The following is a 26,763-nucleotide window of genomic DNA, read 5'->3' as shown; positions in this document are numbered from 1 at the left end:
TTGGCCCATTATGTTTGTTTCAAATAGAACGTTATGAAACGACTGATTTCGATGATCTGTTTTCTGCCCCTGTTTACATCAGCGCAGCGTATAAAAACCAGTATAGATAAACTAACCGGTGATACAATTATTTATACAACTTATGAGGAAATCGGGTCAAAGTTTTCTACTGCATTTTCCTACTTTTTGACAAAAGAAAAGAAGCTAAATTATTTAACACTTCAGGTTCGACTTTCCGAGTACTTACCGAAAGTTGAAAAGGGTTCAGAGCTAAACTTCAGATTAGCGAACGGGCAAATTATTGCATTATACGCAACTCATACTTTTGAAAGTAAGCCTGATGTATTTTATTCTGAAACACCTATTGATTTACACAATTTCTCACTTTCACCAAGATATCAGTTAGATGAAAATGCTATTAACCAGTTGAAATCGAGCCCTGTAGTATTGATTAGATTTCATTATGACGCTACCTATAAAGATTATGAAATTGAGCCTACTCAATCATCAAAGTTTTTAAAGGAAATGCAATTGATATATTAGTGTTTATACCCTTATATATATTTTCTTTTTATCCATCCAATAGGCGATAGCCCATAATAGAGCGACAAAAGTTAATGCGAAAAGCAGGGAGCCATTTTCGGGAAGGCCGGGTGTTTTGGCTGTAACGTTTTGGTAGAACCAGCTCCAGGGGTTCGTATATTCTGTTTCACCGGCTGTATTAACACCACTAGGTATGCGAATGAGCCAAAGTAATTCAGGGATCAGTCCGCTCAGGGCATAAATGAAGAGGGGGTTTTTGCCAAAGACATCGAAGAAGCGGCTCCACCAGCCTGAGGCTTTCCGTACTTCAATGAAGAAGACCAGGGTACATAGTACCAATATTGCTAATCCTGATGTGTATACTACGTATGAAGAGGTCCAGATCTTTTTGTTGATGGGAAATGAATAATCCCAAATATAGCCGGTAAACAATAAGGCTACGGCAGCCATCAATAAAACAGTAAGGGTATGATAAATTGGATTAACAGGGCTTTTATCCAAGCCAGTTTCCAATACAAAGAGCCCTCTTCTACGAATGTAGTCACCGACGAGAAAACCAAAGATCACCTGCACGATAGCAGGCAGGGTGCTCATTAGACCTTCAGGGTCAAAGGCAACCCCTTCTCCTTTGTACATGTGTGCTTCACCTAATATGGCTTTATCGATTGCAGTTCCAAACCATCCCTGGAGGCTATAGGGATCGGAAGGATTGCCGACAATGCACAGCGCCCAGTAAAGCAACAATATGATCAGTCCGGTCACAAAAGCGCCTCTAGTTTTCCCATAATAGATGATCACCGATGCAAAGAAGTAGCATAGGGCAATGCGCTGGAGTACACCCAGGATGCGAACGCCGGCGACAGTGCCATCCGGTTTGACCCAGGTCCAGCTGATTGCCACTAATTCATTATCCTGCCAATGTACAAAGGGGAACCAGTTGAGGAGGAGCCCGATGAGAAAAATAAGGGCCGTGCGTTTTAATATTTTTTTCCAGAAAACAGTGCTACCGGCGGATTCTAGTCGAGGCATCACAAAGGCCATGGCATTACCTACGGCAAAGAGGAAAAAGGGGAATACTAAATCGGTTGGGGTAATACCGTGCCATTTTGCATGTTCAAGGGGTGCATAGATATGGGACCAGGTACCTGGATTGTTGACCAGGATCATGAAGGCAACGGTTGCACCGCGGAATACGTCGAGGGAGTAGTAGCGTGGGGTCAAAGCAAGCGAATTTTGGATAAATGTAGTGAGAATGAAGAATGATTCGAATGACGAATTGGGAATGACGAATCAGGGGAGGTGAGTGAAGAGGAAAATAACCTTTGTTAACATTGTTGTGGTTAACTTTGGGCATTCCCGGCCAAAAACAGAAAAACGTGCAATGAAGGCTCAAAATATTTACCAGCTATTATCGATTGATGATTTTTCGGCTACTCCGAAATACCTTCAACTAGCCAATTCGATCATTGAGGGTATCAGGCAGGGAAAGCTTGAGCTGAATGATAGCCTTCCTTCTATCAACGAGCTGAGTTTTGAGTTTGAGATCTCGCGTGATACGGCTGAAAAGGGATATAAGTACCTGAAAAAAAGGGGGCTGCTTGGCTCCATTCCGGGCAAGGGCTATTTTATCAAAAGCACTGAGACCAGCCAAAAGCTGAAAATCTTTCTTCTTTTCAATAAGCTAAGTCCGCATAAGAAGGTTATCTATGATGCGTTTGTTGAGGGCCTTGGCGATATGGCGGCAATTGACTTTTACATATACAACAATGACTTTCACCTTTTCAAGCAGTTGTTAAGCCAAAAGCAACATGAGGAATATACTCATTACGTTATTATTCCGCACTTCCTTGAGGGAGGTGAAAAGGCTCACGATATCATCAACGACATTCCGAAGGAAAAATTGATCCTGCTGGATAAGGAATTACCTGGTATCAGGGGTGAACATGCCTCTGTATATGAAGATTTCGAAAGTGATATTTATAGTGCCCTGGAGCAGGCAAAATCTCATTTAAGCAAATACCAAAAGCTAAAGATCATCTTTCCAGAATACACTTACTTTCCCGATGAAATACTCACCGGCTTCCAACATTTCTGCCAGGAATATGCTTTTGGCAGCAGCGTAGTTCACACCATAGAAAAAGAACCCATCAAGCCGGGAGAAGCATATATTACGCTTATGGACCAGGACCTAGTGACTTTGATCGAGCGCACTATTTCAATGAATTTGAAGGTGGGTGAAGACATTGGCGTGATCTCCTATAATGAATCGCCCATGAAGCGGATCATTTTAAATGGCATTACTACTATTTCGACCAATTTCCAGATGATGGGAGAAAAGGCTGCGCAACTGGTTTTGGATAACACGAGGGAACATATCAAGATACCTTTCAAGCTGACGTTGAGACCGTCGTTGTAGTTTATCTTTGCTGTTCAATGCCTGATGCAATAACATTCATTGACCTGGAAGTTACCAGGGCGGGGCGCATTGCAGATATTGGTTGTGTGAAGGGAGATGGACAGCAGTTTCGAGGCAGTTCTATTGCACAAATGCACCAATTTCTGCAGGGCACGGCATTTCTTTGTGGGCACAACCTGTTGCATCACGATCTCAAGTACCTGAAGTGGAAATCAGAATTCAATTTACAAGGCCTCAGATTCATTGATACGCTTTACCTCTCTCCTCTCCTATTTCCTGCCAGACCTTACCACCGCTTGGTAAAAGACAATCAACTGGACCCGGAACAATATAATAATCCCCTTAGTGATGCACTCAAGACGAGAGAGCTGCTGGCGGATGAAATCATCGCTTTTGCAGGTTTACCGCTGGACCTCAAGGAAATTTTTTTCGGGCTATTACATGACACCAAAGAATTTGAAGGATTCTTTACTTTCATTGATTTTAAGCCAGAAGTCATTGATCTACAGGGCTTGATCGCATCATTTTTCCGCAACAGCATATGCAGTCATGCACCGCTTCATGAATTGATAATAAATATGCCTATTCCGCTGGCCTATACCCTTTCCTTTATTCATTCCAATGATCAAACTTCTATCCTACCTCCGTGGGTGATGAAAACCTTTCCTGTGGTACAGGAATGCTTTCATTTATTGCGCAATCAACCTTGTGAACAGGATTGTGTTTATTGCCAGGAAAAACTGGATGCGCACAGAGCTTTAGCACGATGGTTTGGCTTTGATGCCTTTCGCCAGTTTGAGGGTGTGCCTTTGCAGGAACGGGCGGTACAAGCAGCTATAGAAAACAAGTCTTTACTCACCATTTTTCCTACAGGTGGTGGCAAGTCCATTACTTTTCAATTGCCTGCACTGATCTGTGGCGATACAGAAAAGGGATTAACGGTTGTTATTTCTCCCCTGCAATCGCTGATGAAGGACCAGGTTGATAACCTGGAAAAGAAAGGCATAACGGAAGCAGTTACCATCAATGGATTGCTGGACCCTATTGAACGGGCAAAGTCAATTGAACGCATTGCAGAAGGTGGTGCCAGCATTTTATACATTGCTCCGGAAAGCCTGCGCAGCAATACTATAGAGCGTTTGTTGACGGGCCGCCTTATTGCCCGTTTCGTGATTGATGAAGCGCACTGTTTTAGTACCTGGGGGCAAGATTTCCGCGTCGATTACTTATACATCGGCGACTTTATCAAAAAGCTGCAAGAGCAGAAGAATTTAAACTATAGCATTCCTGTTTCGTGTTTTACGGCCACTGCCAAGCCAAAAGTTATTGAGGATATACAAGGTTACTTTAAAGAGAAGCTAGGGTTACATTTAGCGTTGTTTACCACCAAGGTAGCCCGGACCAACCTGGAATATAAGGTACTGCAACAGGGAGATGACAAAGACAAATACCAGACTTTGCGCCAATTGCTGGAGGGGAACCATTGCCCTACAATCGTGTATGTATCCCGAACCCGCAAAGCTGAAGACCTGGCTACTACCCTGTTCAAAGATGGCTTCAATGCCAAACATTACCATGGCAAGATGGATGTAAGGGAACGACTGGAGCACCAGAACTCGTTTATGAACGGTGAAACAGATATTATGGTGGCGACGTCGGCATTCGGGATGGGCGTAGACAAGAGCAATATAGGCATGGTAGTGCACTACGAGATCTCGGACTCGCTGGAAAACTATATACAGGAAGCAGGGAGAGCAGGAAGGGATGAAAGCATAGAGGCCAGGTGTTATGTGCTGTTCAATGAAGAAGACCTGAACAAGCATTTCCTGTTGCTGAACCAGACCAAGCTTACATTAAAGGAAATTCAACAGGTATGGAAAGCTGTAAAAGATCTGACAAAGAACAAGCGGCCAATACACCCTTCTGCACTGGAAATTGCCCGCAAAGCGGGCTGGGATGATGAAGTGGCTGATATGGAGACCCGCATCACTACTGCTATTGCTGCCTTAGAAGAAAGCGGTTTTCTGAGCAGGAGTAATAATTCACCTAGAGTATTTGCTACCGGTATACTCTCCAAAACAGCCGGAGAGGCCATAGATAAAATTAATGGTTCGGAAAAGATTGTGGGTGATGATAAGGTAAAAGCTATCCGTATCATCAAGAAACTATTTGCTACTAAACGCGCCAAGGAAGCTTCAGATGAAGAAGCAGAAAGCAGGATTGACTATATAGCAGACCATTTGGGTTTGCAGAAAGAAAGTGTCATCAACATTATTAACCTGCTGCGCGAAGAAAAGATACTGGCAGAAACCAAGGACCTGAACGCGTTTATAAAGCGAAATCCCAAAGCAGAAAGCAATGCACTGAACCAGACGTCGAAGCTTGTTGCGCTGGAATATTTCCTGGCTACAGCTCTTGGAGATGAACCTGTATGGATACACCTGAAAAAATGGACAGAGAAAGCCTCACAGGCACTGCATACAGACATCACGCCCTATCATATTAAGTGCATACTTAACATCTGGGCCATACAGGGATGGATCAAGAAAGACCGAAAGGATTTCGACTCTTACTATATCAGACCCAAACACCCGGTGGTGGAGTTACAGCATAAGCTGCAATTGAGAAGAGCATTTGCTGGGACTATTATCCGGTATCTGTTTGAAAAGGCACAGACTGTAGGGGGCAATGGTGATGGGGCAATGGCGGATGAAGTGTTGGTAGAGTTTTCGGTGCAGGAGTTGCAGGAGTACCTGGTTACAACTAACCAGTTGTATGAAGGCGTTGTGACGGCAAAGGATGTAGAGGATAACCTGTTTTATTTATCGCGGATAGAGGCCGTGAAAATAGAGGGCGGCTTTATGGTGTTGTATAATCGTTTAACGATCGAGCGGAAAGAGACCAATCCACATGCCCGATACAAAAAAGAAGATTACCAGAAACTGGAAGCGTTCTATGCCAACAAGGTACAACAGATACATATTGTTGGCGAGTATGCCCAGCGCATGATCCGAAACTACCAGGAAGCCATTTCCTTTGTGGATGATTATTTTCAATTGAATTATGCATCATTCCTGGCCAAATATTTCCCAGGCCGGAAGGCTGAAATCAGCCGCACGCTGACGCCACAAAAATTTGAGCAACTGTATGGTGGACTTTCCCTGGAGCAAAGCAAAATCATCACTGACAATGAAAGCCAATACATTGTTGTTGCAGCTGGTCCAGGTAGTGGGAAAACCAAGGTTCTTGTGCACAAGCTTGCTTCCCTGCTGCAGGTAGAGGATGTGAAGCATGAGCAACTATTGATGCTCACCTTTTCAAGAGCCGCAGCCACGGAGTTTAAAAGCAGGTTGCTGGGCCTGGTAGGTAATGCTGCTTATTTTACCGAGATCAAGACATTTCATGCCTATTGCTTTGACCTGTTGGGCAAGGTAGGAGACCTGGAAAAATCGGAACTCATCATAAAAGAAGCCATTGCCAAAATCAGGAGCAACGAGATCATTCAAAACCGGATCACCAAAGCCGTGCTTGTAATTGATGAAGCACAGGATATCAATGATGAAGAATTTGAACTCATTAAGCTGCTCACTGAAAGGAATGAAGATATGCGGGTGTTGCTGGTAGGTGATGATGATCAAAACATCTTTGAATGGAGGGGAGCATCCATTGCTTGCATGAGATGGTTTTTAAAAGAGAAAAAGGCAAGTCCCTATACGCTTGTCGACAATTACCGCAGCAAGGAAGTCATTGTTTCATTCGCCAATGAATTTGTAATTGGTATCCGCAACCGGTTAAAAACAAAGCCTATTCTCTCCAAACAGGGTGAAGGTGGCACGGTGAGGATCACACAATACAGCAGCCAGCACCTGGTGGTGCCATTGGTAGAAGATCTGATACAGGCCAACCTTCAAGGGAGCAGTTGTGTTTTAACAAGGACCAATGAGGAAGCCGCATTAGTAGCAGGGTTGCTGCGCAGGAGCGGTTATCCTGTTAAGTTGGTGCAGAGCAATGATGGTTTTCCGTTGAATAACTTATTGGAGTTGCGGTTTTTATCTGATTGCTTACTGAATTACCAACCAGACCATCCACGAATCAGCAAAGAGCATTTTGAAAGTTGTGTGCAGCAATTTCAACAGCAGTTCCATGCTTCAACCAAGGCAGCTTTGGTATTGCAGGTCGTTGTGCAATTCCGCAAAACATATCCACAGCGGATGTACAAAACCGACTGGCGGAGTTTCCTGGCTGAGTCCAAGTTGGAGGAGTTTTATACACTTGATGTAAGCACCGTTTTTGTGTCGACTATTCATAAAGCAAAGGGCAAGGAGTTTGACAATGTGTTCCTGTTGCTGAACAATCATAAGCCACTTTCAGAAGAAGATAAGCGGCTGTTGTATGTTGCTATTACACGCACCAGTCATCACCTGCATATTCATACTAATGGCTGTTATTTTGAGGGGAGCCGACATGTTACAGATTATGTATGTAACCAACATGAATTTGAGGCACCTCCTATTCTTTCGTTGGTGTTGACGCATGAAGATGTATGGTTAAGTTTTTTTCAAAACCGTAATACGCAAAGGAGGATTCAGCGTTTGCTGCCAGGGATGTCCCTACAGTTTACAGAAGATGGTTTTGGGTGCAGTTTTAACGGAAGTACAGTAGTAAGGTTTTCGAATCGTTTTAAAGAGGAGTTGAAGAAATATTGGAGCAGTGGGTATCAACTGCACTCAGCCAGCGTCCAGGCGGTTGTTTACTGGAAGGGAGAAGAGGAGGTGATGATCGTTTTGCCGGAGGTGGAACTTTCCAAATAAAAAAGGCAAGCTGTAGCGGCTTGCCTTTTTTATTTATTTCAAGTGCCAGCAACGATTATTAACCGGCTGATCTGTAATATTTAATTTGGCTCTATGAATTATATTCTCTTATTTCCAATTTTTTGGGCAGTTCCCATGGAGCTGATCACTACTTCAAACTTCATGTCAGCATGACTGGCAGAGCGCAATTCCCATTGCATTTTATTGGTGCCGGCCGACAACAGAGGCAGCTTAATATCCTGGATTTCCTGTAATTTCTTTCTATTCCTGTCGGCCAGGTAAAGTTTGCCATTTTCTGTAATCAGGTATTGCCCTTCACTAATTGATGCATTAATAGTAATTGCATTGTTATTATCCAGCTTTATAGTGGCGCCTCCAACACTGCCCCCTTTGGTACCTACCAATTTTGCAGCAAACTGCAGCGACTGTGTTTTAAACTCATTCGGGACACTGAATAGTTTGCTGCTATCAGGATTGGCAAATACGCTAAACCGGCTTTCTCTGATAGGGTACAAATTAAATACCCCATTGCCTATTTCCTCCAAATGGAATTTGTAATCCAGGTTTTTGAGCAATTGCTTATGAGCATCTGTAAATACATTGGCAGCTCTTGCATTTTCCCAGGTGCGGTAAGCCTTGAAGATAGCCTGCTTTTCGGCACATTTTTCAACTGTATTCTGGCTGAGCCCCAGCATGTAAGTGGCATTCCAACCTATTGATTTAGCCTGCAGGTTTTCAGCATCATATACACTCCAATCAGGGCTAAGACTAATGATCCCAAAAGTGGCGGGCAAATAGTTGCTTTCCCAAATATACCGAACATCTTTACCTTCAATCCCCCACTTGTTCAGCACCGGGCTAAACATATGATCGCCTCCACCTACATTACATACACTCATATAATGCCAGTTGCCTTCCACAATAGTAGATCCCATTACCCGCAGGTACTTTCCACCTAATTTGTGGTACGTATCAAATAATCTTCTATAGAAACTTTTGAATGAATAGTTTCCCTGGTTTTGATACATGCAGCTTTCCAATCCATCAAAGTCGATATAATCCATACCTCCATCGACCAACAACTTTGCATAGAAGTCGGCATATTCCAGTTGCAGCTTCATATCGGGGACAAAACCATTATAGCAGTTTATCTGCAATTTTCCCATCACATCGCCTGCCTGATGAGACAATGCCTGTGTTTTATACTGCCCACGCTTTACATGCAACAATGTATAAGGCCTGGAAGTGGTTACCCCATCGTAGGTAAGCAACTCTTTACCAATTTTCAACACATTGGTCCCGTTTTTGTGCCAGGTACCTTTTTCATTCAGGAAGGAAGTATCGGCAACAGTTATGATGGTATCTGTTGGAGCTATATTATTGGTGATCCTGGTACGCAAAACAGTTTGCAACCCATCATTGGGAACAGGATGCACATCGCTGCTGTGCGGCTGAATAAACTCGCAAAGCGTATGCAATCCATAACGAATCCCATGATTATTGGTTTGGTCAGTAAATTCCTTTATCGACTGGAACCTGTTGTTGGAAAAATTGATCCTTTTACCGCCCCATCGATCAGCAGGATTTGCATAATATTCACCCAGCCCTTCATCCTGTATAGCTTTCAATCCTAATTGACTGGCATAACTGATGGTGCTATCATGTACACCTGACCAAGCCATATCTGGCTTATAGGCCGCAGGATCTTTTATCCATTTTCCGTCAATGGTTGGATGGGGCAGACCTTCTGTCAGCACAATATCTTCTATAACCTGCAAGCCTTTCTCATCAGGGCAGCCATAAAGTGCAATGGCAGAACCCACTACATCCACATCCATGGTGTCGGAAACCTGATGACGAGGATGGCCGTCATTTGGGAAATCGGGAAGGAGCGAATATAAATAAGTATATGGTTTTCGCCTATCACGGGCATGCATGGATACAGAAGACCCGAATGCAGGTTCTAATATTGCACCGTTGCCGCCATTCATTCTAAAATATTCTTCAGGATGCGAATAAAAGGCCACATCACTATGGCCATCTCCGCCAATCCCAAATCGCTGGCCCTCCTTGTATTTAGGATCGATGGGATATTTAACAGGATCGGGACTATGAATGTAATAATACATTTCTGCCAAATCACTTTCAGTAGGAGGACCTGAAATTGTAATATCGTTCAATGCCATCATACCGAAAGCAAATTTTCCATCACGCACAACACCGATAATATCTCCAATTGTCTGTGAAATGGTTGTATTTATTGGTCCCCATACAATATTGTCAATATCACCCCTGTTGGTCAGCGATTCCAACTGCAGGCGTAGGTATTGGTCTTTCAGCTGCACTTTGACCACTGCTTTGGCACCATTGAGATAAGATAATTCTATTTGCTGTTTTGTTTGGCTAAACCGGGCCGATTGAGGCAACAGGATTTTTTTATTGGCATGCATGCTCAACAAAGCAGAAGCGCGCCCAGAAGGACTATATTCCTTATTGGTACGTTTGTCTTTAATGGATGTTACAAATCCTTTGTTGTTGATGCTGACACTCATGAATTTAGTTTGTAAATTCAATTGCGCCATGGCTGGGAGGCTACAACCAACCGCTAATATCAGGATAAGCCTTCGGGAAGCATTGAGAATAGACAACATGCTGATCGATCTTGTTTAATAAATAATGGCATAAAGGTCCTATTCAAATAGCAGGAATATTGCTATTAAATTGACCAATACTGATGCTATTTTTACCACCCGAAGCGATGAAACAAGTGCGCCCAGAGCCTATTAAATGAAAAAGAGACCGTCTTAAAACGCGGTCTCTTTTTAGTTTCGCTTGCTGTTTGAATTATTTCTCTAATGTATTTTTTAAGTTATTCAAACCAGTTTCCAGGTCTTTACCCACCATTTCTTCCATGTTCATACAAAGAAGCATGAGGTTCATAGGGTATTTCATTTCGCCGCTAAATCCCCATTTTACTTTCGTCTGGCTATCAGAAACCGGCTCTGTGATCATATAGGCAGGTTCGGTAGATTCGAAAGGTTTGATAAATCGCAGTTCAAAGTCAATTCTTTCACCTTCTGTAATTTTCTTTATTTCCTGCTCGCCTTTACCAACATCACTTTTTTCACTATCCCAGGCAGAAACGAAACCTACGGTTCCGTCGGTACCTTTGTATTCTTTTTTCATTTGAGGATCCATGTTGGCCCATACGCTGTAGTTGTCCTGATTTAATCATACTTTCTTCCTTTGCTGAATAAATAATCTCTAAAGGAAAGAGTCAGTGAGAGTTGGACATAATTTTCTTTAATAAGGTTTGAGTTTATTGTACCTCTTGTCCCAGCTTCTGCGCCGATGGTATAGAGCAGGCCATTGTTCAATGAACGAGTAAGGCCAGCTGTAATACCGTAATCGTTGATCTGGTAGTTTTTAACCTGGAGGTAAGAATTGTTGATGAATGCACCCAGTTGAAATGATCTTTTCTGAGCTGTTTTGTTCAAGGTTTGTTTAAATGAAGCAAATTCAGCACCGACAGAGAACCTGTCACTGTTTACCAGTTTCCACCCGGAGCCTTTATAATTCAGTGAAGTCCAATTGTCATGACTATAGTCAGCTGCGAAGGTGGTGGTGCCAGTTTTGTTATAGAAGGCGATCCCAGCGCCATAAGATTGCGGCAATGAAAAGCTACTGGTTTGAATCACATCCTGGCTGATCAGGGAATCGCTGTTAGCAATCACAGTAAGAGAACGTTCTTTATTCAGTTTTGTTTGTTGCGCAAAGCGACCTCCCAATGCCAGGTTCCACTTTTTACTAATAGCGGCTGTATATATCAAACCATAGTCGAAGTGAAACTGTTTGTAGTAATCTTTTCGAAGGCTTTGGACCACGTTGCCGGAAGATTCTGTAATGGTTTCTGTCTGGTTAACAGAGCCAGACAGAAAGGAAGAAGTAACACCCAATGAAAGATTTTTGCCTAAGGCAAAAGCATTGTTCCAATAATAGCTATTCAGTCCCCCGTCGCCACTGTATTGTATCAGATAGTTCTGCTCAGAGCCCTCTATAGGTTTTGTAGTCTGAAACTGATAGTTTACGCTGCTGTATTGTTTAAATCCAATACCACTAGCCCAAACTGAATTCAGCTTTGTAGAAAGGGAAAGTTTCTTGATGGTAAAGTCGCTGTTGGATTTATTATCATTTGTGATCGCCTTACCGCTGTAGCCGACAGATTTAAAAGTTCCATTGGTTTCCAACATAAAGAAGCTACGCTGCATGCCTGCGACCGAAGCTGGGTTGTTTCCAGATGAGAACAAGGTAGTTTTCAGTGCCAATCCTGTGGATCCCATACCGATGTTGTGGTTATACGTGCGAGGGTCGATGTCTCCAACACCGTATACGGAATAAGGTGTGCTCATGCTCTGGGCCAGAGATTGGGAACTATTCAATAGTAAAATGGCAGCAATGGCGGTATATGTAAAATAAGGGACAAATTTCATCAATTTAGTTTTTTACGGTTAGAACAGAAAGAATCAACTGTGAGCTTGTACTACCATTTCTGGCTGCATTTATAATTGCCCTATTCACCTGGGCACCTTCTTTCGGACTGTTTTCCAAAAGGAAAAATCCTTTATCACTACTACCAGGGGTAGATAAGATTTTTTTGATGTAAGCAGTAACGTCGAAAGTATAAGTTGCATTGGTGTTGTATATATGGTCCATTTGCGGTGCCGCATATAAAATACTGGTACCACTGGCATCGATCACATAACTACCTATTGCATTGCTTCCATCTGTTTGAGCCAAGTAAAAGGAATCGGGAAGATTTCTTGTGCCTGTATTATAAGAGCCTTCGGCTACGCGAAGCACAATACTTGCATTTAATAATTGAACATTGGAACTTATCTTCAGTAACTCTCTTAACGTTGGGAAAGTCATCTTCAATAAAGTACCTGTGGATGTTTGTGAAAAAGCCAAATTATTGGTTTTAGAAGCCGGTATCTCGATGAATTTCAAGTCATTACCTCCCAACAATGTGTTGGAGCGATCGGTAAGCACCTGATTGAAAAACTTGTTATTAGACAGGAATGTAAAATCCTTGTAGTGTTCTTCCTGGTAGGGTGTGGTGGTATGATAATATAGCCTGATGGCTATAGCATCTGTTGCAGTTTTCAGGCCGTAGATCACAGCGTTATCATTTGAGCCCAATCCAAGTGCAATACCTTTAAAATAGGCTATGAAAGCATCTGAACTTTGTATTTCATCACTCTTTTGCACCAGTTTATTGAATAGTTCCAGGCCTTTAGCATCATTCAGCCTTATGGTAATCATGGTGTCTTTCACCGGCCTTACGTTCAGTGTTTTTGTACCTAAAGGCACTGGCTTTTGAGCTATGCTGGTTGTATTGTAAAACTCATCCGAGTAAGAATACTCCAGGTTTTCTGACAATTCATTTACAGATATGGTCATGCTTTGGGTCGTGTCGCCATAATAATATTGATTGGTCTTGCAAAAGAAGACTAGTGAATCATATACTGCGCCGGTTTCCATGGTTACATCTGATGGAAGTCCAATTTGAAAAAAAGGCCTGGCAGCCACTACACCAAAAACTTCGTCTTTGTACCTACCCAGCAGGAATGATGAAGGTGCGGTTGTTTCAAATGAATCCAGCAGCACGGTTGACATTTCCACACCTACCGTATCGATTTGAAGAAGGTTTGTATAGGTTTCGCCCAAGTCTGTACCGAATTGAATGTCTTTCTTATAGCACGAAGAAAATATCACAGAGAGTATACAAACAAGCAGCAGGAGTTTTCCATATTTCATGTTCATGAACAAGTGTTTAATGAATTGAGGGTGCAAAGTATTAGCACGTAGTGCAGCTAAGTTGTTATACTAGATTAGTGCTGAAAAAAAATATACAAGGCAGAAGAATTTGCAGACAATGTGGGAATTTAGGAACTTGAAAATTTAGGAACTTGAAAATGGGGTTGACAATTGCTGATTTCACATAGCTTTTAAGCGACTGAAAGGAACCAATAGATATCAATAGACTACTTGTCTAGACAAAATAGTGTTTTGTATATTTTAAGAGCATGTTTCACAGACTGCCTAATACTTTAGCCGGAAATTTTTATACGAATGGCAAAAACACCTTTTGTTTATGCTGCATTAATGAGCAGTCTTTTATTATTTGGATGTACCAAAGAAACTACTGAGAGTGAGGAAGTGGTAGGAAACTGGGTAACAAGTTCCGATTTTGATGGTAACGCCCGTAGTGAGGCTGTTACATTTACAATTGGCAATAAGACTTATTTAGCCACGGGCACAACAGACAGGGAGCGTTTTGCCGATTTATGGGAATACGATCTTGACAAGAAATACTGGACCAAGAAGGCAGACTTTCCAGGTAATGCCAGAAGTTCCGCAGTTGCCTTTGTCATCAATGGGAAAGGATATGTAGGAACCGGGTATGATGGCAGCAATAGGCTCAATGATATTTGGGAATATGACCCTGCTACTAACGTGTGGACACAAAAAGCAAATTTTCCAGGTACAGCGCGATATGATGCAGTAGCTTTCAGTCTCAATAATAAAGGCTACATCTGCTCTGGTTATGATGGTAATTATTTAAAAGATTTGTGGGAATATGATGCGACTAAAGATGCCTGGACGCAAAAGGCCAGCCTGGGAGGAACTAAAAGGTCTGCAGCTATGGCTTTCGTGCTAAACAACAATGCCTATGTATGCTCCGGTAACAATAACGGAAGCTCCCTGAATGACCTATGGATGTATGATGCCACAACGGATACATGGACCCAGAAAAATAAGATCTCTAATGTAAGCGACGACGATTATGATGATGATTATTCCATCCAACGTTATAATGGTGTAGCATTCGTCATGAATGACCATGCATATGTTACTACAGGGGAGATTGGTTCTATGCTGTCGACTACCTGGGAATATAATTATTCTACTGATCAGTGGAAACAAAAGACAGCATTTGAAGGAACAGCAAGAACAGGGGCCGTTGCATTCAGTATGAATGAAAGGGGCTTTGTGCTTACCGGAAGAAGTGGCACTTTATCGTTTGATAATATGTATGAACTTCACCCTGATGAGGAGCAAGACACCGACGATTAAGCGAAAGGCTTCAGACCTTTTTTATCATGTGTTCGGATTTAAAAAGATCAGCAGCCGGCTTCAATTTATATGGGTAGTTTTTATTCATATTATTGGCTGGCTGACTTTTCTTTGTCTTCCCTTACTGTTTTACCCGCTCCGATTCAGCAGTCCCTGGTTTATTTACAAACAGGTGCTTGATAAACTATTCGTTATCGGGTTCTTTTATTTCAATCATTACTATTTAATTCCCAGATTCTTTATCAGCAAGAAGCATTTAGCTTATTTTGTCCTGCTGATTACATGTATTCTCTTTCTGCTGGCACAACACCTGATTGTAGAGCATTATATTTATGACAACTACTTCAGGAATGGAATGTTTGAAGGAGGATCCAACCGCCGGCGAATGCTGTTTGAAAAAATTGGGGAGATGCGATGGCAACCAGAGGTAATGATTGCGGGTGTGCCTGCGGGCATTTTCTTTATGCTGCTCCGGAATGTGCTTTCTTTTACATTCATGCTCACTTTTTTCAGCGGCTTTATTCACCTATTTTTTTCGTTTATCAAGACTTCAGATGAAAAAAAGGCGTTGGAAAATGCAACATTGAAAGCAGAGATCAACCAGTTAAAATCGCAGATCAACCCCCATTTCCTGTTCAATACTTTGAACAGTATTTATTCGCTGGCGCACCATAGTTCTGAAAAAACACAGCAAGCAGTTTTAAAGTTATCTGAAATCATGCGTTACATGATCTATGATGCTACTGCTGAAAAGATCCCATTGAAAAAGGACATACATTACCTGGACAGTTATATCCAGTTGCAGCGATTACGTCTGTCGGATAAAGTAATGATCAACTATGAAGTAAAAGGTGATTTACAAGGCCTTACCATTGCCCCCATGCTGCTAAGTACTTTTGTAGAAAATGTATTTAAGCATGGCATCAGTTACACAAATGCATCGTCAATCCACATAACTATAGAAGTTTTTGATAAAAACTTAACGCTTTTTGTGTCCAATCCTGTATTACAAGGGCAAAAATCTGAAACCGGAGGCGTAGGTTTGCAAAACGCGAAGAGAAGACTGGAACTTATGTATGCCGGAAACTACTGGCTGGATATTGAGCAGGATAAACAATTGTTTGCCGTGAACCTCAAAATTAATTTAAGCCGTGATGAATTGTCTCGTTATTGATGATGAGCCCCTGGCACTTGACCTGATGGAGACTTTCATCAGCAAGATTCCATTTTTAAACCTCGTAGCCAAATGCAACGAGCCCCTACTGGCTCTGCCTTATATGAACCAGAACAACATTGATCTCCTGTTCCTGGATATTCAAATGCCTGACATATCAGGTATAGAGTTCTTTAAAACACTTAGTAAAAAACCTGAAGTAATCTTTACCACGGCTTTTAGTGAGTATGCAATTGAAGGCTTTGAGCTAGATGCTGTTGATTATCTTCTAAAGCCCATCTCTTTTGAGCGTTTTGTTACGGCCGTTAACAGGGCTAAAGATTACATTGACTTCAAAAACAATAAAACAACAGGCAATAAGGAGTATTTCTTCATCAACGCATCGCATAAGATCCACAAGATCTTTTATAAGGATATTTTATACCTGGAAGGGTTGAAGGATTATACCAAAATCTATTTAGCGGGTATACAGAACCCTTTCCTGATCCTTCAAAACATGAAGTACTTCGAAGATTTCCTTCCCAAGAATGAATTTGTACGTATTCACCGTTCTTATATGGTAGCTATAGACAAGTTGAATACCATTACCAAAAAAGTAGTAACCATTGGCGGTCATACAATGCCTGTGAGTGATCATTACAGGGACAGGTTGTTTGCGTTGATACAGCAGTAGGATGGGTGAATGGGCAATGGTGAATGGTGAGTGAAGAGGGACTGGGATAAATTAGAACGTGAAGCTAACATTTACCAGACGTTGCGGGGACAGGAATCGCTGTATTTATTGCCAATGATGAAGCCAATGAGGAGTTCGTGCGTGCCTTTGCTATAGGTATTTAAATTGGAGGTGGTGTGGTCGTAGGCATAGCTAATGTTGAACGTATTGAAAACGTTGAAACCAAACATTCCAGCATAGCCATCCTTGTGCCGGTAACTGGCACCAAGCCATAAGGAATTCTGATATTGAAGTTTAAGATTGGTTTCTACCTGGACCGGCAAGGGCTGTACATATTTCAACATCAATGAGGGAACCAGGTTGAAGTCTTCACCGATCAAAAAGCGCCTGCCTGCAGTTGCAAACAAGTGAGGTACTGTTCTACCGGTTGAAGTAGTAACGGTATTGTTGGAAAAGTCGAGTTTAGAAGGGATGATCTGCTGGGCGGAAAGACCTGCGAAATAGTCCGCGGAATACAAGTAAAGACCGGCAGTCAGATCAAGGTTTGTTTTGTTCAGCACATCACTGGAAGCAACTGCAGGATCAACGGAAACAGAACCGAAATCCAGCTTAGAGGCATCCAGACTATACCTACTGGCGCCTACACCAAATCCAGCAGCCAATGAAGTGCGAGGACTTAAGCCAAGATGGTAAGCATAAGTACCGTAAATAGCTGTATTGCGCAAGGCCCCAGTCACGTCGTTCAACACCTGCACTCCTACACCATGGTGAGGTTCTGCTGCTGTATAAGTTTCCCAGTATCGCTGACCACGAGGATTTTCACCAGGAACATCAAAGGAAGTAGCTGTAGTACGGTAATCATTTTTACCAATCGGTCCCTGCACGGACGCATAAGTGGTTACCGGTGAACCATTGATGCCGGCCCATTGGTGGCGGTGGCTTATTTTGATATCCACGTAATTTTCAATACCTGATAAAGCTGGATTGATGATGTATTGATTCAAGACGTACTGGGTATAATGAGGCTTCTGTTGTGCAAAGCAGTTCAGTGCGCAACAAAGTATAATGGATAGTGTAAAGAATTTGTTCATGCCGGGGCTTGTTTGTGGTGAATCCGCCAGAGGCGGACAAGTTTTAATGGTCAATGGTGAATGGTGAAAAGGTACCACTTATTTTACGATCATCACCCAACCGGAGAAAGGTTTTAATCCATTTTTCAGGTCGATGACGTAGTAATAAGTGCCCACAGGTAAAGGTTTTCCATTGTACTTTCCGTTCCACTCTGTTGCATAGCCGGTGCTTTCGTAAACTTTCTGTCCATAGCGATTAAAGACAGCTATATCTGCCTCAGGATATGTATTCAGTTGCGCGATGTTCCATGTATCATTGATGCCATCTCCGTTGGGAGAAAACACATTAGGGATGGTGATCTTTTTATATACGCGTATGAAGACATTGTCACTAGCCGTGCCGCATCCAAGGGTAGAAGACACATTGAGTGAATAGGTATAATCATTTGTTGGAGAGACCACCGGATTGAGGATGTTGTTGTTGTTCATGTTATTAGCAGGAGACCATGAATACGACACGGCTGTTCCACCTGCTGCGCCGGACAGTTGAACGGTATTGCCTTCATAAATCACCTGGTCAGGACCAGCATTAGCAACAGGTTTTTTCCAAACAAAAACAGTTACTGTATCATAGCCTTTGCAACCACCACTGCTTACAGTAAGAATGTAAGAAGTAGTGTCGGAAGGTGTAGCTATTGTGGTGACACTATTAGGATTTGCAACAGCGTTTACAGGTTTCCAGGCATATGTACCACCACCGCTGCCCTGCAGGGAAGTAGAAGCGCCTTCGCAGATGGCCACATCAGCCCCTGCATTTGCTACCGGAGATACAATAAACGATATGTCTATTGAGTCCCGATTTCTGCATCCCAGCGCATCTGTGAGTGCGACGAAGTAACTTCCCTTATTGGCAAGCGTTATTTTATTGATCACCGGGTTTTGCAGATTACTAGTAAATCCATTGGGACCGGTCCACAGGTAGGTAGCACCGCCACTGGCGGCTAAAAGGCGCAATGTATCACCAGTACAGCCGGGATTATTGCTAGAAATCTTCGGGTCAGGATTAGGCTGCACATTGATGGATAGTACATTGGATGCTACACGGCATTTCAGAGAAGAGATATTATCGCCTTCTGCTACAGCCAGACGATACAAATAAGCGCCTGTATCAGTAGGCAAGCGGTTGTAAGAAGTACCAGTAGCACCGGCGATATCTGTCCAGGAAACGCCCTTATCCTTGCTGACCTGCCATTGATAGGAAGGGTTGTTGTAACTGCCAGTAATTGAGCTACTGAAGGCAAAAGAAGTTTTGTCTCCCTGGCAGACCTCTTTAGAGGTAGTGCCTCCGTTCATTTGGACTGTCAGTTTAGGACCACAAGGCCGGAAGGTAATGTCGTCTAAAGCCACGTCATTACCGATGCCGCCCTGAGCATTATTTACCATGCGCAGCACAATTTGCGGAGCATTGACAGGTGTTGTAAAATAGAAACCGTATTGTTTCCATTGGGGAGATGAACTTGCCAGTATTTCACCGGTATTGTAAGATTGCAGCACAGTGCCAGAGGTCGTTTCAATAGAAAAAGTAATATTGGGCCGAATGCTTGCGTCTGATTTCACCAAATTAAGGATCCAGGCTGCAAATTCATAAGTAATGCCGCCACATAAACCTTTTACCGTATCCAAATAGAATGCGCCTGGCTGATAGGAAGCATTCACCAGCATAAAATAGCCATTTGGATCGCCTGTATGATCGGCGGTTAAACTGTACCAAGTATTATTATAACAGTTAGTGGTTCTATTCTCTATGGTATAATATCCATCGTTTGGGCAATCTGCTGCAAGAAAAGAATAACTGGTGGTAGCTGCTTTTAGCGGCTGGCCGGGATTTGGGCCTGAACCAAATGTGATATTCACAACAGGATCTCCCAAGCTACCATTGCATAGTTGTGCCTTTGATGGCATCATCATGAAAGTGAAAGAAAAAAGCATAAGCAGTTTTATAGATAAGATCCGCATCATAAGGCTTGCAATATGAATTCAATCTGCTAAAACTATTCAATTATTCGCAGAATCAGGAAGGTGAAAATTGGGAAGGTGAGATGATAGGATTTGGGGATGAAGTTTTGGGAATGTAGCATGAGCGAAGAGAGCGTTTGTCTATAAAAGGGAGCAATCTGTCTATAAAACCCATATAGCAATAAACCCAAGGGCCCTGGCTTTGTCACAAAGTTTATTGAAAGCGATTGATCACAGTTCAATTGAGTCACCGGTAAGTAAGCATTCAGAATCCTATTTACCGGCAGCTTACCACTTTCACCTGTCGATTTATAATGATCACTCATACGAACCAGGAAGCTTTTAGCCGATTTTAAAACACCATTAAAACGTTCAAAACAACTAAACCAATAGACTTGCTCAAACTTTACTTATGAGAGCTTTACATCTATCCTGCTTTTTGCTTTTATTATTTCACCTGCTTTACCTGCAAAGCCCAGCACAAACGCGCAGTTGTGCAACGATGGATGTATTGACAGCTAACATAAAGAAAGCTCCTACCCTCCAAAAGAAGTTTGCTGATCGCAGGGCCTTGCTTCAGACAAAAGTGAACCTGAAATTGCGTAGCCAGTTGCGAACAGAAATGGAAGGTACATATACCATTCCAGTGGTTTTCCATGTTGTACTGCAAAATCAAAATACAGTTACAGACGCCCAAATAAAGTCGCAACTAGATACATTGAACAAGACTTTCGGTGGTAGTAATGCAGATTCAGTTAAAATTCCTTCTTACTTCAAAAGTCTATTTGGTCACAGTTCCATCCGTTTTTGCCTTGCACAACGAACACCAGAAGGCGACCCCACCAGCGGTATCGTACGTTATACTGCTGGTAAAACATCCTTTACTGTGAGTGAAGATGTGAAGTACAGTTCGAGCGGTGGTGCAGATTCATGGAATACGGCAAAGTACCTGAATATTTGGATCTGCCGGTTGTCGAACGGTGTTCTTGGATATTCCACTTTTCCAGAAACTTCATCAGCAGTTGCCCAAGGAGTTGTCATTGATTATACTACTCTTCCAGGCGGCAGTGCATCAGGATATAACAGAGGGAAAACGCTGGTGCATGAAACAGGCCATTATTTTGATTTATATCACATTTGGGGAGATGATGATGGAGCCTGTACTGGATCGGACGATGTAGATGATACACCTAACCAGAGAAGTGAAACAACCGGCTGCCCATCAGGAATAAAAACAGATCAATGCACAACAACCTCACCCGGCATTATGTACCAGAATTATATGGATTATACCAATGATGATTGTATGGTGATGTTTACAGCCAACCAGGTTGCGCGTATTGAGACATCGTTAATCAATTACCGATCATCGCTTCTTTCCTCAAACGGATGTGTTCCTGTCGTTCAGAAAAACAAGGACGCCATGCTCGTAAGTATCACACAACCGGCGACACGTATTTGCGCCAATACTTTTACGCCTAAGGTTATTATTAAGAACAAAGGCATAGAAGCCATTACTTCTTTCAGCGTTTCTTTACAGCTAAATAACGAAGCACCGCAAACTACATCTTTCACTCAAAACTTAGTATATAATGTTGCCAACACGATCAGTTTGCCAGAAATAATAGTGCCGGAAGGCAGTCATTCACTGAAAATTTATATCTCTGGTATCAATGGTACTGAAGATGAGAATCATGAAAACGATACACTGACACAGATCGTTGAATTTTACTATCCAGTTACTAAAGTAACTGAAAGCTTTGAAGGTAAAATATTCCCTCCTGCCGGCTGGGATATTGTTAACCCGGATAAATCCTACACATGGCAAAAAACCACCGATGCGGCTAAAACAGGTACGGCATCCGTTGTGGTTCAAAACTTCAATTATGAACAAAATGGCCAGAAGGACCTTATCCGGTTACCTCTTATCGACCTGTCTGGCGCTGATTCAGCTTTCCTGAGTTTCCAGTTAGCAGCTGCAGTACAGACAACACTGACAACAACAAGTAACGTATGGGATACATTGGAAGTGCTGGTCAGTACAGACTGTAGTAATAGTTATAAGAGTCTATATAAAAAGTGGGGATCCAGCCTGGCTACCACTAAAACGCCAGTTCAGAATTCATTTATCCCAAGCAGTGATGAATGGCGAAAAGACTCTGTTAACTTAACAGACTACATTCCTTATGGAAATGTAATGCTCGCTATTGCCAATACAACAGAATGGGAGAACAATGTTTACATTGATGATATTAATTTGAATAAGGTTACTGTAAATCCATATTTAAAGAAAGATGGATTTCTGGTTAGTCCTAATCCTTCTACTACGGGGATCATTAACGTAGACTTCTACCCACAGCCGACCAATCTCAGAGGTATTGCGATTTACAATGCTGCGGGGCAAGTAGTTGTCCAACAAACAGTTACCCAAAATCCTAACAATCATTACCAGTTTGATCTAAGCAGGCTAGCGAAGGGCATATATATAGTAAAGGTTGTGTTTACAGACAGGACATTGGTGAAGAAGGTAATGATGGAATGATTTGAATGACGAATGGAAAGAGAGATAGATAAATGACGAATAAAGGCGAAAGGGAGGGAATTGACGATTTGCAAGTATTAAATGGGTTTCATTTTGTTTATTGTTGGTTAGGACTATGCTTAGTCCGTTTCACTAAAGCACAAGGACAGGTTATCGAGCCAGAGTCCTTGTGCTTTTTATTTATGTTTTTGTAAAATTTTAAAAGTGATGTTATCATTTATGCAAAGAATAAATTGAAAATAATATTGAATAAATTTATACAACGGATCATAAAACTACACTTATGAAAATTGCTGATCCTGCCTTGTTTGCTTTTCTGCTTTGTGTTGGCATCTTCAACACTTCCACAGCCGAGGCACAAAGAAATTACAAATATTATGACAGGGATTATTATTACTGCCGTCCTCCCTATCCCGTGCGGGTACAAAGGGTCGTGTATGACTATCATCCCCGTTATGTAACTCCACCATACAGAGGGTATCCATATTATTACGACTATGGCTATTATTACAGACCTTACGGATCATCTATACAAGTTGTTGCACCACCATTAGGGATACGCGTATCGGTACTTCCGAGGGGATATCGCCCGATATATATGGGTAGCGATGTTTTCTATTATTCTAATGGAATATTTTACAGAAGAGCCGAACATGAGCGTGATTATGAAGTAGTGGGAGTTCCTCAGAGCTCGTAGCACATCCTACCCAACCACCCCCCCGGCCCCTAAAGGGAGCATCAACGCACAAGTGTGTAGGTCATAAATTAAATGAATATAAAGGGAAAGAACGGATCATATTGAAAGCTTCAGGGCTCAAAACAAAGAAAGCCAGTAAGTATACTTACTGGCTTTACGCTTTATGGGCGTAATCAGATATTTGGATGGAGCAACCCGGTTAGGCGATACTAACCGAAGGTTTCCATGAATAATCTGTAGATGTCATGAATACCTCCTTTTTTTTGGTGAGCTATAAAGATAATACAAAAAGGAATTCAAAAAAAGACGTAGAGCGGACTTCTTCAGTCAAGAGAGCGTTTTATCAAATTATTAGGAGATGGAGGATCTAAAGCAAAGGACGCAGTGTGCGGTCAAGGAGTAATGGAAAATTAAAAAGCCCCGCAGGGAGGCTACGGGGCGTATAAGACCACATGAGAAAATTGTCAATAGATTGTCTTAGCCTGCAGAAAGTTGCCAGAAGTATCAAACGAGATAGCATATTTGGTACTATTGGCATCCAGTAGTACAATGTACCCCTTCAAGCTTCCTCCTATAGTAATTGAAAATGCTTTATTGAAAACATAATTGGGATAAGTTGTTTCCAGGTAAGTTAGCGCTGTTGCCGGCAATGCTGATTGAGCAACATCCTGATGTTTACCACCTTTAGCGGGCAGTTGTATCCTACTTTGGAAAATATTGCCTGAATTAAAAACAGAAGCATACAGTCCATTGTTCTTTGTGATCACTACCAAGCTGCTGTCCCTGTTTTTGAAAGCTTTTACCAACGTGTCGCCTGCATAGTTTGTAGAAATGTAGCTTGTAACAGCAGATGGCAAAGCAGACAAAGCAACAGTGTCTCTATGTTTGCCTTCACGTTCCTCAAAACGACCACCGAGATGCCAGCCACGTCCATGGAAATCTCCTTTCTCACGTTGTTCCAAAACCTTCACAAATGTTCCATTCACGTCGAACTGAAGGCCTACAGGTTTATCATTGTAATAAATGACCACTACATAACCTGTAGTTGCCAGGTCGCTACTCTTAATGGCAAAAGCTTTATTGAAGGAGCATCCCGAATAGTTGGCTGTCAAGTAATCTGTTATACCGGCAGGTAAATCAGCTTCTGCCACAATCTCTCTTTTTTCGCCACGGGCACATGACTGCATGATATAAACAGAATCAGCAGCAGTACGCAACGTACTTGAAACAGAAGCCGACTCACTAGCGAGCACAGCAATCGCATCAGATGTATTGAATTCTGCGGAGCCATTATCTACTTCCTTTGAGCAGGAAGTTATTGCAATAACTAAGGCGGAGAGGGCATAGAATGATCCCTTCAATCTTTGTTGAATCTTCATACAATATAAAAATTAAAAGTTTTAAGTAATTAATTGAGAGTTGAAATGAACAGGCTTTAAAATTGGACCATAAGCATAAAATTGATCATCACTTGCCAATAATATTCAGAGTTCTATGGACTGAGGAACGCATGTTAAGTTTAATGAAAAAGTTAAAGTACCGGTGAATGGGCGGAATGTACCGGGGAATGGAGGGAATGATTCGAATGACGAATGTAGAATGGGGAGAGTGGGGATGATGATAGATGATAGAAGGAAGGTGGAGGTTGGGGGTTAGCGGGTTTTCCAGTCTTTAATGAAGGAGGCGTAACGGTCGCTGATGGGGAGTTCTGCTGATGCGAGTTGAACTTTCCTGTTGGCTAGGGATTTTATTTTGGACAGAGGGACAACATAGCTACGATGGATGCGTTTAAAACGGCTATCAGGAAGTTTTTCCAGGATGGCTTTCAGTGTCATCAATGTCATTACGGGGCGGGCACCAGAGCGATGAATTTTCAGGTAATCATCTACACTTTCTATGTATTCAATTTCATCGAGGCCGATCTTTATTAATTGATATTCTGACCGGACAAATAGAGCATCATCGGTGTTAGCCTTTGCCTTCTGCATATATTGAAAGTATGCTAAAACTTTATTCACAGCTTTCTCAAAGCGTTCAGGCTGAATGGGCTTCAACAGGTAATCCAGAGCATCCAATTCATAGCCTTCATGAGCAAACTCCTTATGAGCTGTTGTGAATATTACAATGGGCTTATCTGACAATGATTTCACCAGGTTGATACCAGAGATATCCGGCATATTGATATCAACGAAGAGCAGTTCTACAGGATGAGCCCTTAAGAATTCAGAACCAGCAAGCGGATCATCAAATGCATGAACCAGTTTCAAGAATGGAAAGCGGGCAATGTACTCTTTTAAGAGTTCTAATGCCAAGGGCTCGTCATCAATTGCTACACATTTGATCTGCATACATTCATAAATGTTTTTGGTATATTTTCTATTGTTATTATTATTGTAAAGATGTGTGAAAGTTTGCGATCTAGACCTGCAAAGTCAATTGCACAGTATACTGTTCGTTTGCGTTATAAATTGTTAATGAATGCTTTCCGGGATACAAATGCTCCAGGCGTTTTCTTGTATTGCTGATGCCGATACCAGTACTTTCTGTCTTATTCTGCGACCGGGGAATTCTATTCTGACAGAAGAAGACGATCGCATTTTTCTCTACTGCAATTTGTATCTTAATTACTGCTGGTTCATGATTACTAATTCCATATTTGAAAACATTTTCAACAAACGTCATCAAGATCAGGGGAGCGATTTGTTTCCCTTCTATATTGCCAGTTACTGAGAAGTCTAACTGCACCTTATTGCTTAAGCGCAGGCGTTGCAGGTCGATATAATCACTAATGTAGGCTACTTCCTTTTCCAAAGGAACGAAGTTTCTCTTTACTTCATCAGTGACATAACGCATTATATTGGAAAGTTTTAAGATGGCGGCAGGGGTATGTTCACTTTTTAAGACTGCCATTGAATAGATGTTGTTTAATGTATTGAATAAAAAATGCGGGTGGATCTGGGCTTTTAAAAAGGATAATTCTGCTGTAGCCTTTTCTGCTTCGGCCAGGGTTGCCCTCTGCTCTGTGTAGCGCCATTGTTTTACTATTTGTAAAGCCATACCCAGAGACCATATCATCACAAACAAGATGATGCTCACTATATCAATACGAAATGGCCGTTGGGCATGAAAAGGCTGTTGGGGAAAACGAAATCCTGGTGAAGGGGGGATACCTTCCCTGAATGATGGGGGGCCTGGCATTTGTTCAAACCTTGGCCTGTTGTGCATCATAATCTGTTCGAAGGGCCTTAGAAAATAAATTACCAAAAGCAGCACAGCTGCAACAGCAAAATAATAGGCATATTTTTTCTTCAGATATAGTTGAGGAATCAACAAACTGTAATTGAGGTAAAACAAGGCTATATAAACAGCAAAAAAAGAAATATAAGGCACACTTAAGAAGTCAGGCGACACATAAATACCCCGCCTTGAAAAGGAAACAAAGCCGACTATCAGGCTAATAAACAACAGCCATGCAATAAAATGAACCAGGATTCCGCCTGCTTTTGATGAATACATAGAAAAACTGTGATGATGAGCAAATTAGCCAATTTGGAAATATGAAAATGGAGCATTCCATGTTTAGGAGCTTTTTTTGTTAACGATCAGTAAAAACGGGTCACTTACCGAGAGACTCTTTGCTGTTGGAAGCGTTGAGAATAATTTTATTTCAACGAAAATCCACGA

The 26,763-nt window shown here is 42.0% G+C and carries 18 protein-coding genes; 8 read left to right on the top strand and 10 right to left on the bottom strand.

Features of this window, described 5'->3' with window-relative positions; genetic code table 11:
- Positions 1 to 33: 33 nt before the first annotated feature.
- A complete protein-coding gene (locus OCK74_RS04380) occupies positions 34 to 543 on the top strand; it encodes a hypothetical protein (RefSeq protein WP_279295784.1) in 510 nt (169 codons plus the stop codon).
- A gap of 3 nt (positions 544 to 546) precedes the next feature.
- Here OCK74_RS04380 and OCK74_RS04375 read toward each other — a convergent pair whose 3' ends face one another.
- Positions 547 to 1,764, bottom strand: coding sequence for an acyltransferase family protein (locus OCK74_RS04375; RefSeq protein ID WP_279295783.1), 1,218 nt, complete (start codon positions 1,762 to 1,764; stop codon positions 547 to 549).
- A 160-nt stretch (positions 1,765 to 1,924) separates the two neighbouring features.
- Between OCK74_RS04375 and OCK74_RS04370 the strand changes: the two genes are divergently transcribed.
- Positions 1,925 to 2,959 carry a GntR family transcriptional regulator gene (locus tag OCK74_RS04370; protein WP_279295782.1) on the top strand — a complete coding sequence of 345 codons (1,035 nt, stop codon included), beginning with the start codon at positions 1,925 to 1,927 and terminating at the stop codon, positions 2,957 to 2,959.
- A 17-nt stretch (positions 2,960 to 2,976) separates the two neighbouring features.
- A complete protein-coding gene (locus OCK74_RS04365; protein ID WP_279295781.1) occupies positions 2,977 to 7,770 on the top strand; it encodes a RecQ family ATP-dependent DNA helicase in 4,794 nt (1,597 codons plus the stop codon).
- Positions 7,771 to 7,868: 98 nt separating this feature from the next.
- Here OCK74_RS04365 and OCK74_RS04360 read toward each other — a convergent pair whose 3' ends face one another.
- The 4 genes from OCK74_RS04360 to OCK74_RS04345 all read right to left on the bottom strand — a co-directional run bounded on the left by OCK74_RS04360 (position 7,869) and on the right by OCK74_RS04345 (position 13,593).
- Positions 7,869 to 10,322, bottom strand: a complete 2,454-nt coding sequence (locus tag OCK74_RS04360) for a hypothetical protein (RefSeq protein ID WP_279295780.1) — start codon at positions 10,320 to 10,322, stop codon at positions 7,869 to 7,871.
- Between the two features lie 292 nt (positions 10,323 to 10,614).
- A complete protein-coding gene (locus tag OCK74_RS04355; RefSeq protein ID WP_279295779.1) occupies positions 10,615 to 10,956 on the bottom strand; it encodes an SRPBCC family protein in 342 nt (113 codons plus the stop codon).
- Between the two features lie 41 nt (positions 10,957 to 10,997).
- The gene (gene bamG, locus OCK74_RS04350; RefSeq protein ID WP_279295778.1) at positions 10,998 to 12,260 is read right to left on the bottom strand and encodes a BamG family beta-barrel-assembly machinery protein; all 1,263 of its coding nucleotides are present in this window, start codon (positions 12,258 to 12,260) and stop codon (positions 10,998 to 11,000) included.
- A gap of 4 nt (positions 12,261 to 12,264) precedes the next feature.
- A complete protein-coding gene (locus OCK74_RS04345) occupies positions 12,265 to 13,593 on the bottom strand; it encodes a DUF4270 family protein (protein ID WP_279295777.1) in 1,329 nt (442 codons plus the stop codon).
- Between the two features lie 309 nt (positions 13,594 to 13,902).
- Between OCK74_RS04345 and OCK74_RS04340 the strand changes: the two genes are divergently transcribed.
- The 3 genes from OCK74_RS04340 to OCK74_RS04330 are packed head-to-tail and all read left to right on the top strand — an operon-like array spanning position 13,903 to position 16,754.
- Complete coding sequence (locus OCK74_RS04340) at positions 13,903 to 14,907, top strand: Kelch repeat-containing protein (protein ID WP_279295776.1); 1,005 nt, start codon at positions 13,903 to 13,905, stop codon at positions 14,905 to 14,907.
- Positions 14,882 to 16,081 (top strand): sensor histidine kinase, encoded by a 1,200-nt coding sequence (locus tag OCK74_RS04335; RefSeq protein ID WP_279295775.1) that lies wholly within the window; start codon positions 14,882 to 14,884, stop codon positions 16,079 to 16,081. The genes OCK74_RS04340 and OCK74_RS04335 overlap by 26 nt, the downstream gene beginning before the upstream one ends.
- Positions 16,062 to 16,754, top strand: coding sequence for a LytR/AlgR family response regulator transcription factor (locus tag OCK74_RS04330; protein ID WP_279295774.1), 693 nt, complete (start codon positions 16,062 to 16,064; stop codon positions 16,752 to 16,754). Before OCK74_RS04335 ends, OCK74_RS04330 begins: the two co-directional genes overlap by 20 nt.
- A gap of 71 nt (positions 16,755 to 16,825) precedes the next feature.
- Here OCK74_RS04330 and OCK74_RS04325 read toward each other — a convergent pair whose 3' ends face one another.
- A complete protein-coding gene (locus OCK74_RS04325) occupies positions 16,826 to 17,845 on the bottom strand; it encodes a PorP/SprF family type IX secretion system membrane protein (RefSeq protein ID WP_279295773.1) in 1,020 nt (339 codons plus the stop codon).
- Between the two features lie 78 nt (positions 17,846 to 17,923).
- Positions 17,924 to 19,843 (bottom strand): T9SS type B sorting domain-containing protein, encoded by a 1,920-nt coding sequence (locus OCK74_RS04320; protein WP_279295772.1) that lies wholly within the window; start codon positions 19,841 to 19,843, stop codon positions 17,924 to 17,926.
- A gap of 409 nt (positions 19,844 to 20,252) precedes the next feature.
- On the opposite strand from OCK74_RS04320, the gene OCK74_RS04315 reads away from it, so the two are divergent.
- Both OCK74_RS04315 and OCK74_RS04310 read left to right on the top strand, forming a co-directional pair.
- Complete coding sequence (locus OCK74_RS04315) at positions 20,253 to 22,382, top strand: M43 family zinc metalloprotease (protein WP_279295771.1); 2,130 nt, start codon at positions 20,253 to 20,255, stop codon at positions 22,380 to 22,382.
- A 283-nt stretch (positions 22,383 to 22,665) separates the two neighbouring features.
- Positions 22,666 to 23,079 (top strand): DUF6515 family protein, encoded by a 414-nt coding sequence (locus tag OCK74_RS04310; protein WP_279295770.1) that lies wholly within the window; start codon positions 22,666 to 22,668, stop codon positions 23,077 to 23,079.
- 464 nt (positions 23,080 to 23,543) lie between these two features.
- Here the strand turns inward: OCK74_RS04310 and OCK74_RS04305 are convergent, their stop codons facing one another.
- The 3 genes from OCK74_RS04305 to OCK74_RS04295 all read right to left on the bottom strand — a co-directional run bounded on the left by OCK74_RS04305 (position 23,544) and on the right by OCK74_RS04295 (position 26,595).
- A complete protein-coding gene (locus OCK74_RS04305; RefSeq protein WP_279295769.1) occupies positions 23,544 to 24,458 on the bottom strand; it encodes a PepSY-like domain-containing protein in 915 nt (304 codons plus the stop codon).
- 273 nt (positions 24,459 to 24,731) lie between these two features.
- The gene (locus OCK74_RS04300) at positions 24,732 to 25,427 is read right to left on the bottom strand and encodes a LytR/AlgR family response regulator transcription factor (protein ID WP_279295768.1); all 696 of its coding nucleotides are present in this window, start codon (positions 25,425 to 25,427) and stop codon (positions 24,732 to 24,734) included.
- 70 nt (positions 25,428 to 25,497) lie between these two features.
- Positions 25,498 to 26,595 (bottom strand): sensor histidine kinase, encoded by a 1,098-nt coding sequence (locus OCK74_RS04295; RefSeq protein ID WP_279295767.1) that lies wholly within the window; start codon positions 26,593 to 26,595, stop codon positions 25,498 to 25,500.
- Positions 26,596 to 26,763 lie beyond the last annotated feature (168 nt).

The organism is Paraflavisolibacter caeni (assembly GCF_025628885.1).
Taxonomy (GTDB): Bacteria; Bacteroidota; Bacteroidia; order Chitinophagales; family Chitinophagaceae; genus Flavisolibacter; species Flavisolibacter caeni.
The sequence above is the reverse complement of the archived record's forward strand: the minus strand, read 5'-3'. Positions and strand labels throughout refer to the sequence as shown.

Coding starts and splice junctions, on each gene's coding strand:
- OCK74_RS04315 (WP_279295771.1), top strand. CDS start 20,253: ATGAGAGCTTTACATCTATCCTGCTTTTTGCTTTTATTATTTCACCTG.
- OCK74_RS04295 (WP_279295767.1), bottom strand. CDS start 26,595: ATGTATTCATCAAAAGCAGGCGGAATCCTGGTTCATTTTATTGCATGG.
- OCK74_RS04325 (WP_279295773.1), bottom strand. CDS start 17,845: ATGAACAAATTCTTTACACTATCCATTATACTTTGTTGCGCACTGAAC.
- OCK74_RS04320 (WP_279295772.1), bottom strand. CDS start 19,843: ATGATGCGGATCTTATCTATAAAACTGCTTATGCTTTTTTCTTTCACT.
- OCK74_RS04300 (WP_279295768.1), bottom strand. CDS start 25,427: ATGCAGATCAAATGTGTAGCAATTGATGACGAGCCCTTGGCATTAGAA.
- OCK74_RS04355 (WP_279295779.1), bottom strand. CDS start 10,956: ATGAAAAAAGAATACAAAGGTACCGACGGAACCGTAGGTTTCGTTTCT.
- OCK74_RS04365 (WP_279295781.1), top strand. CDS start 2,977: ATGCCTGATGCAATAACATTCATTGACCTGGAAGTTACCAGGGCGGGG.
- OCK74_RS04310 (WP_279295770.1), top strand. CDS start 22,666: ATGAAAATTGCTGATCCTGCCTTGTTTGCTTTTCTGCTTTGTGTTGGC.
- bamG (WP_279295778.1), bottom strand. CDS start 12,260: ATGAAATTTGTCCCTTATTTTACATATACCGCCATTGCTGCCATTTTA.
- OCK74_RS04360 (WP_279295780.1), bottom strand. CDS start 10,322: ATGAGTGTCAGCATCAACAACAAAGGATTTGTAACATCCATTAAAGAC.
- OCK74_RS04335 (WP_279295775.1), top strand. CDS start 14,882: ATGAGGAGCAAGACACCGACGATTAAGCGAAAGGCTTCAGACCTTTTT.
- OCK74_RS04330 (WP_279295774.1), top strand. CDS start 16,062: ATGAATTGTCTCGTTATTGATGATGAGCCCCTGGCACTTGACCTGATG.
- OCK74_RS04305 (WP_279295769.1), bottom strand. CDS start 24,458: ATGAAGATTCAACAAAGATTGAAGGGATCATTCTATGCCCTCTCCGCC.
- OCK74_RS04340 (WP_279295776.1), top strand. CDS start 13,903: ATGGCAAAAACACCTTTTGTTTATGCTGCATTAATGAGCAGTCTTTTA.
- OCK74_RS04370 (WP_279295782.1), top strand. CDS start 1,925: ATGAAGGCTCAAAATATTTACCAGCTATTATCGATTGATGATTTTTCG.
- OCK74_RS04380 (WP_279295784.1), top strand. CDS start 34: ATGAAACGACTGATTTCGATGATCTGTTTTCTGCCCCTGTTTACATCA.
- OCK74_RS04345 (WP_279295777.1), bottom strand. CDS start 13,593: ATGAACATGAAATATGGAAAACTCCTGCTGCTTGTTTGTATACTCTCT.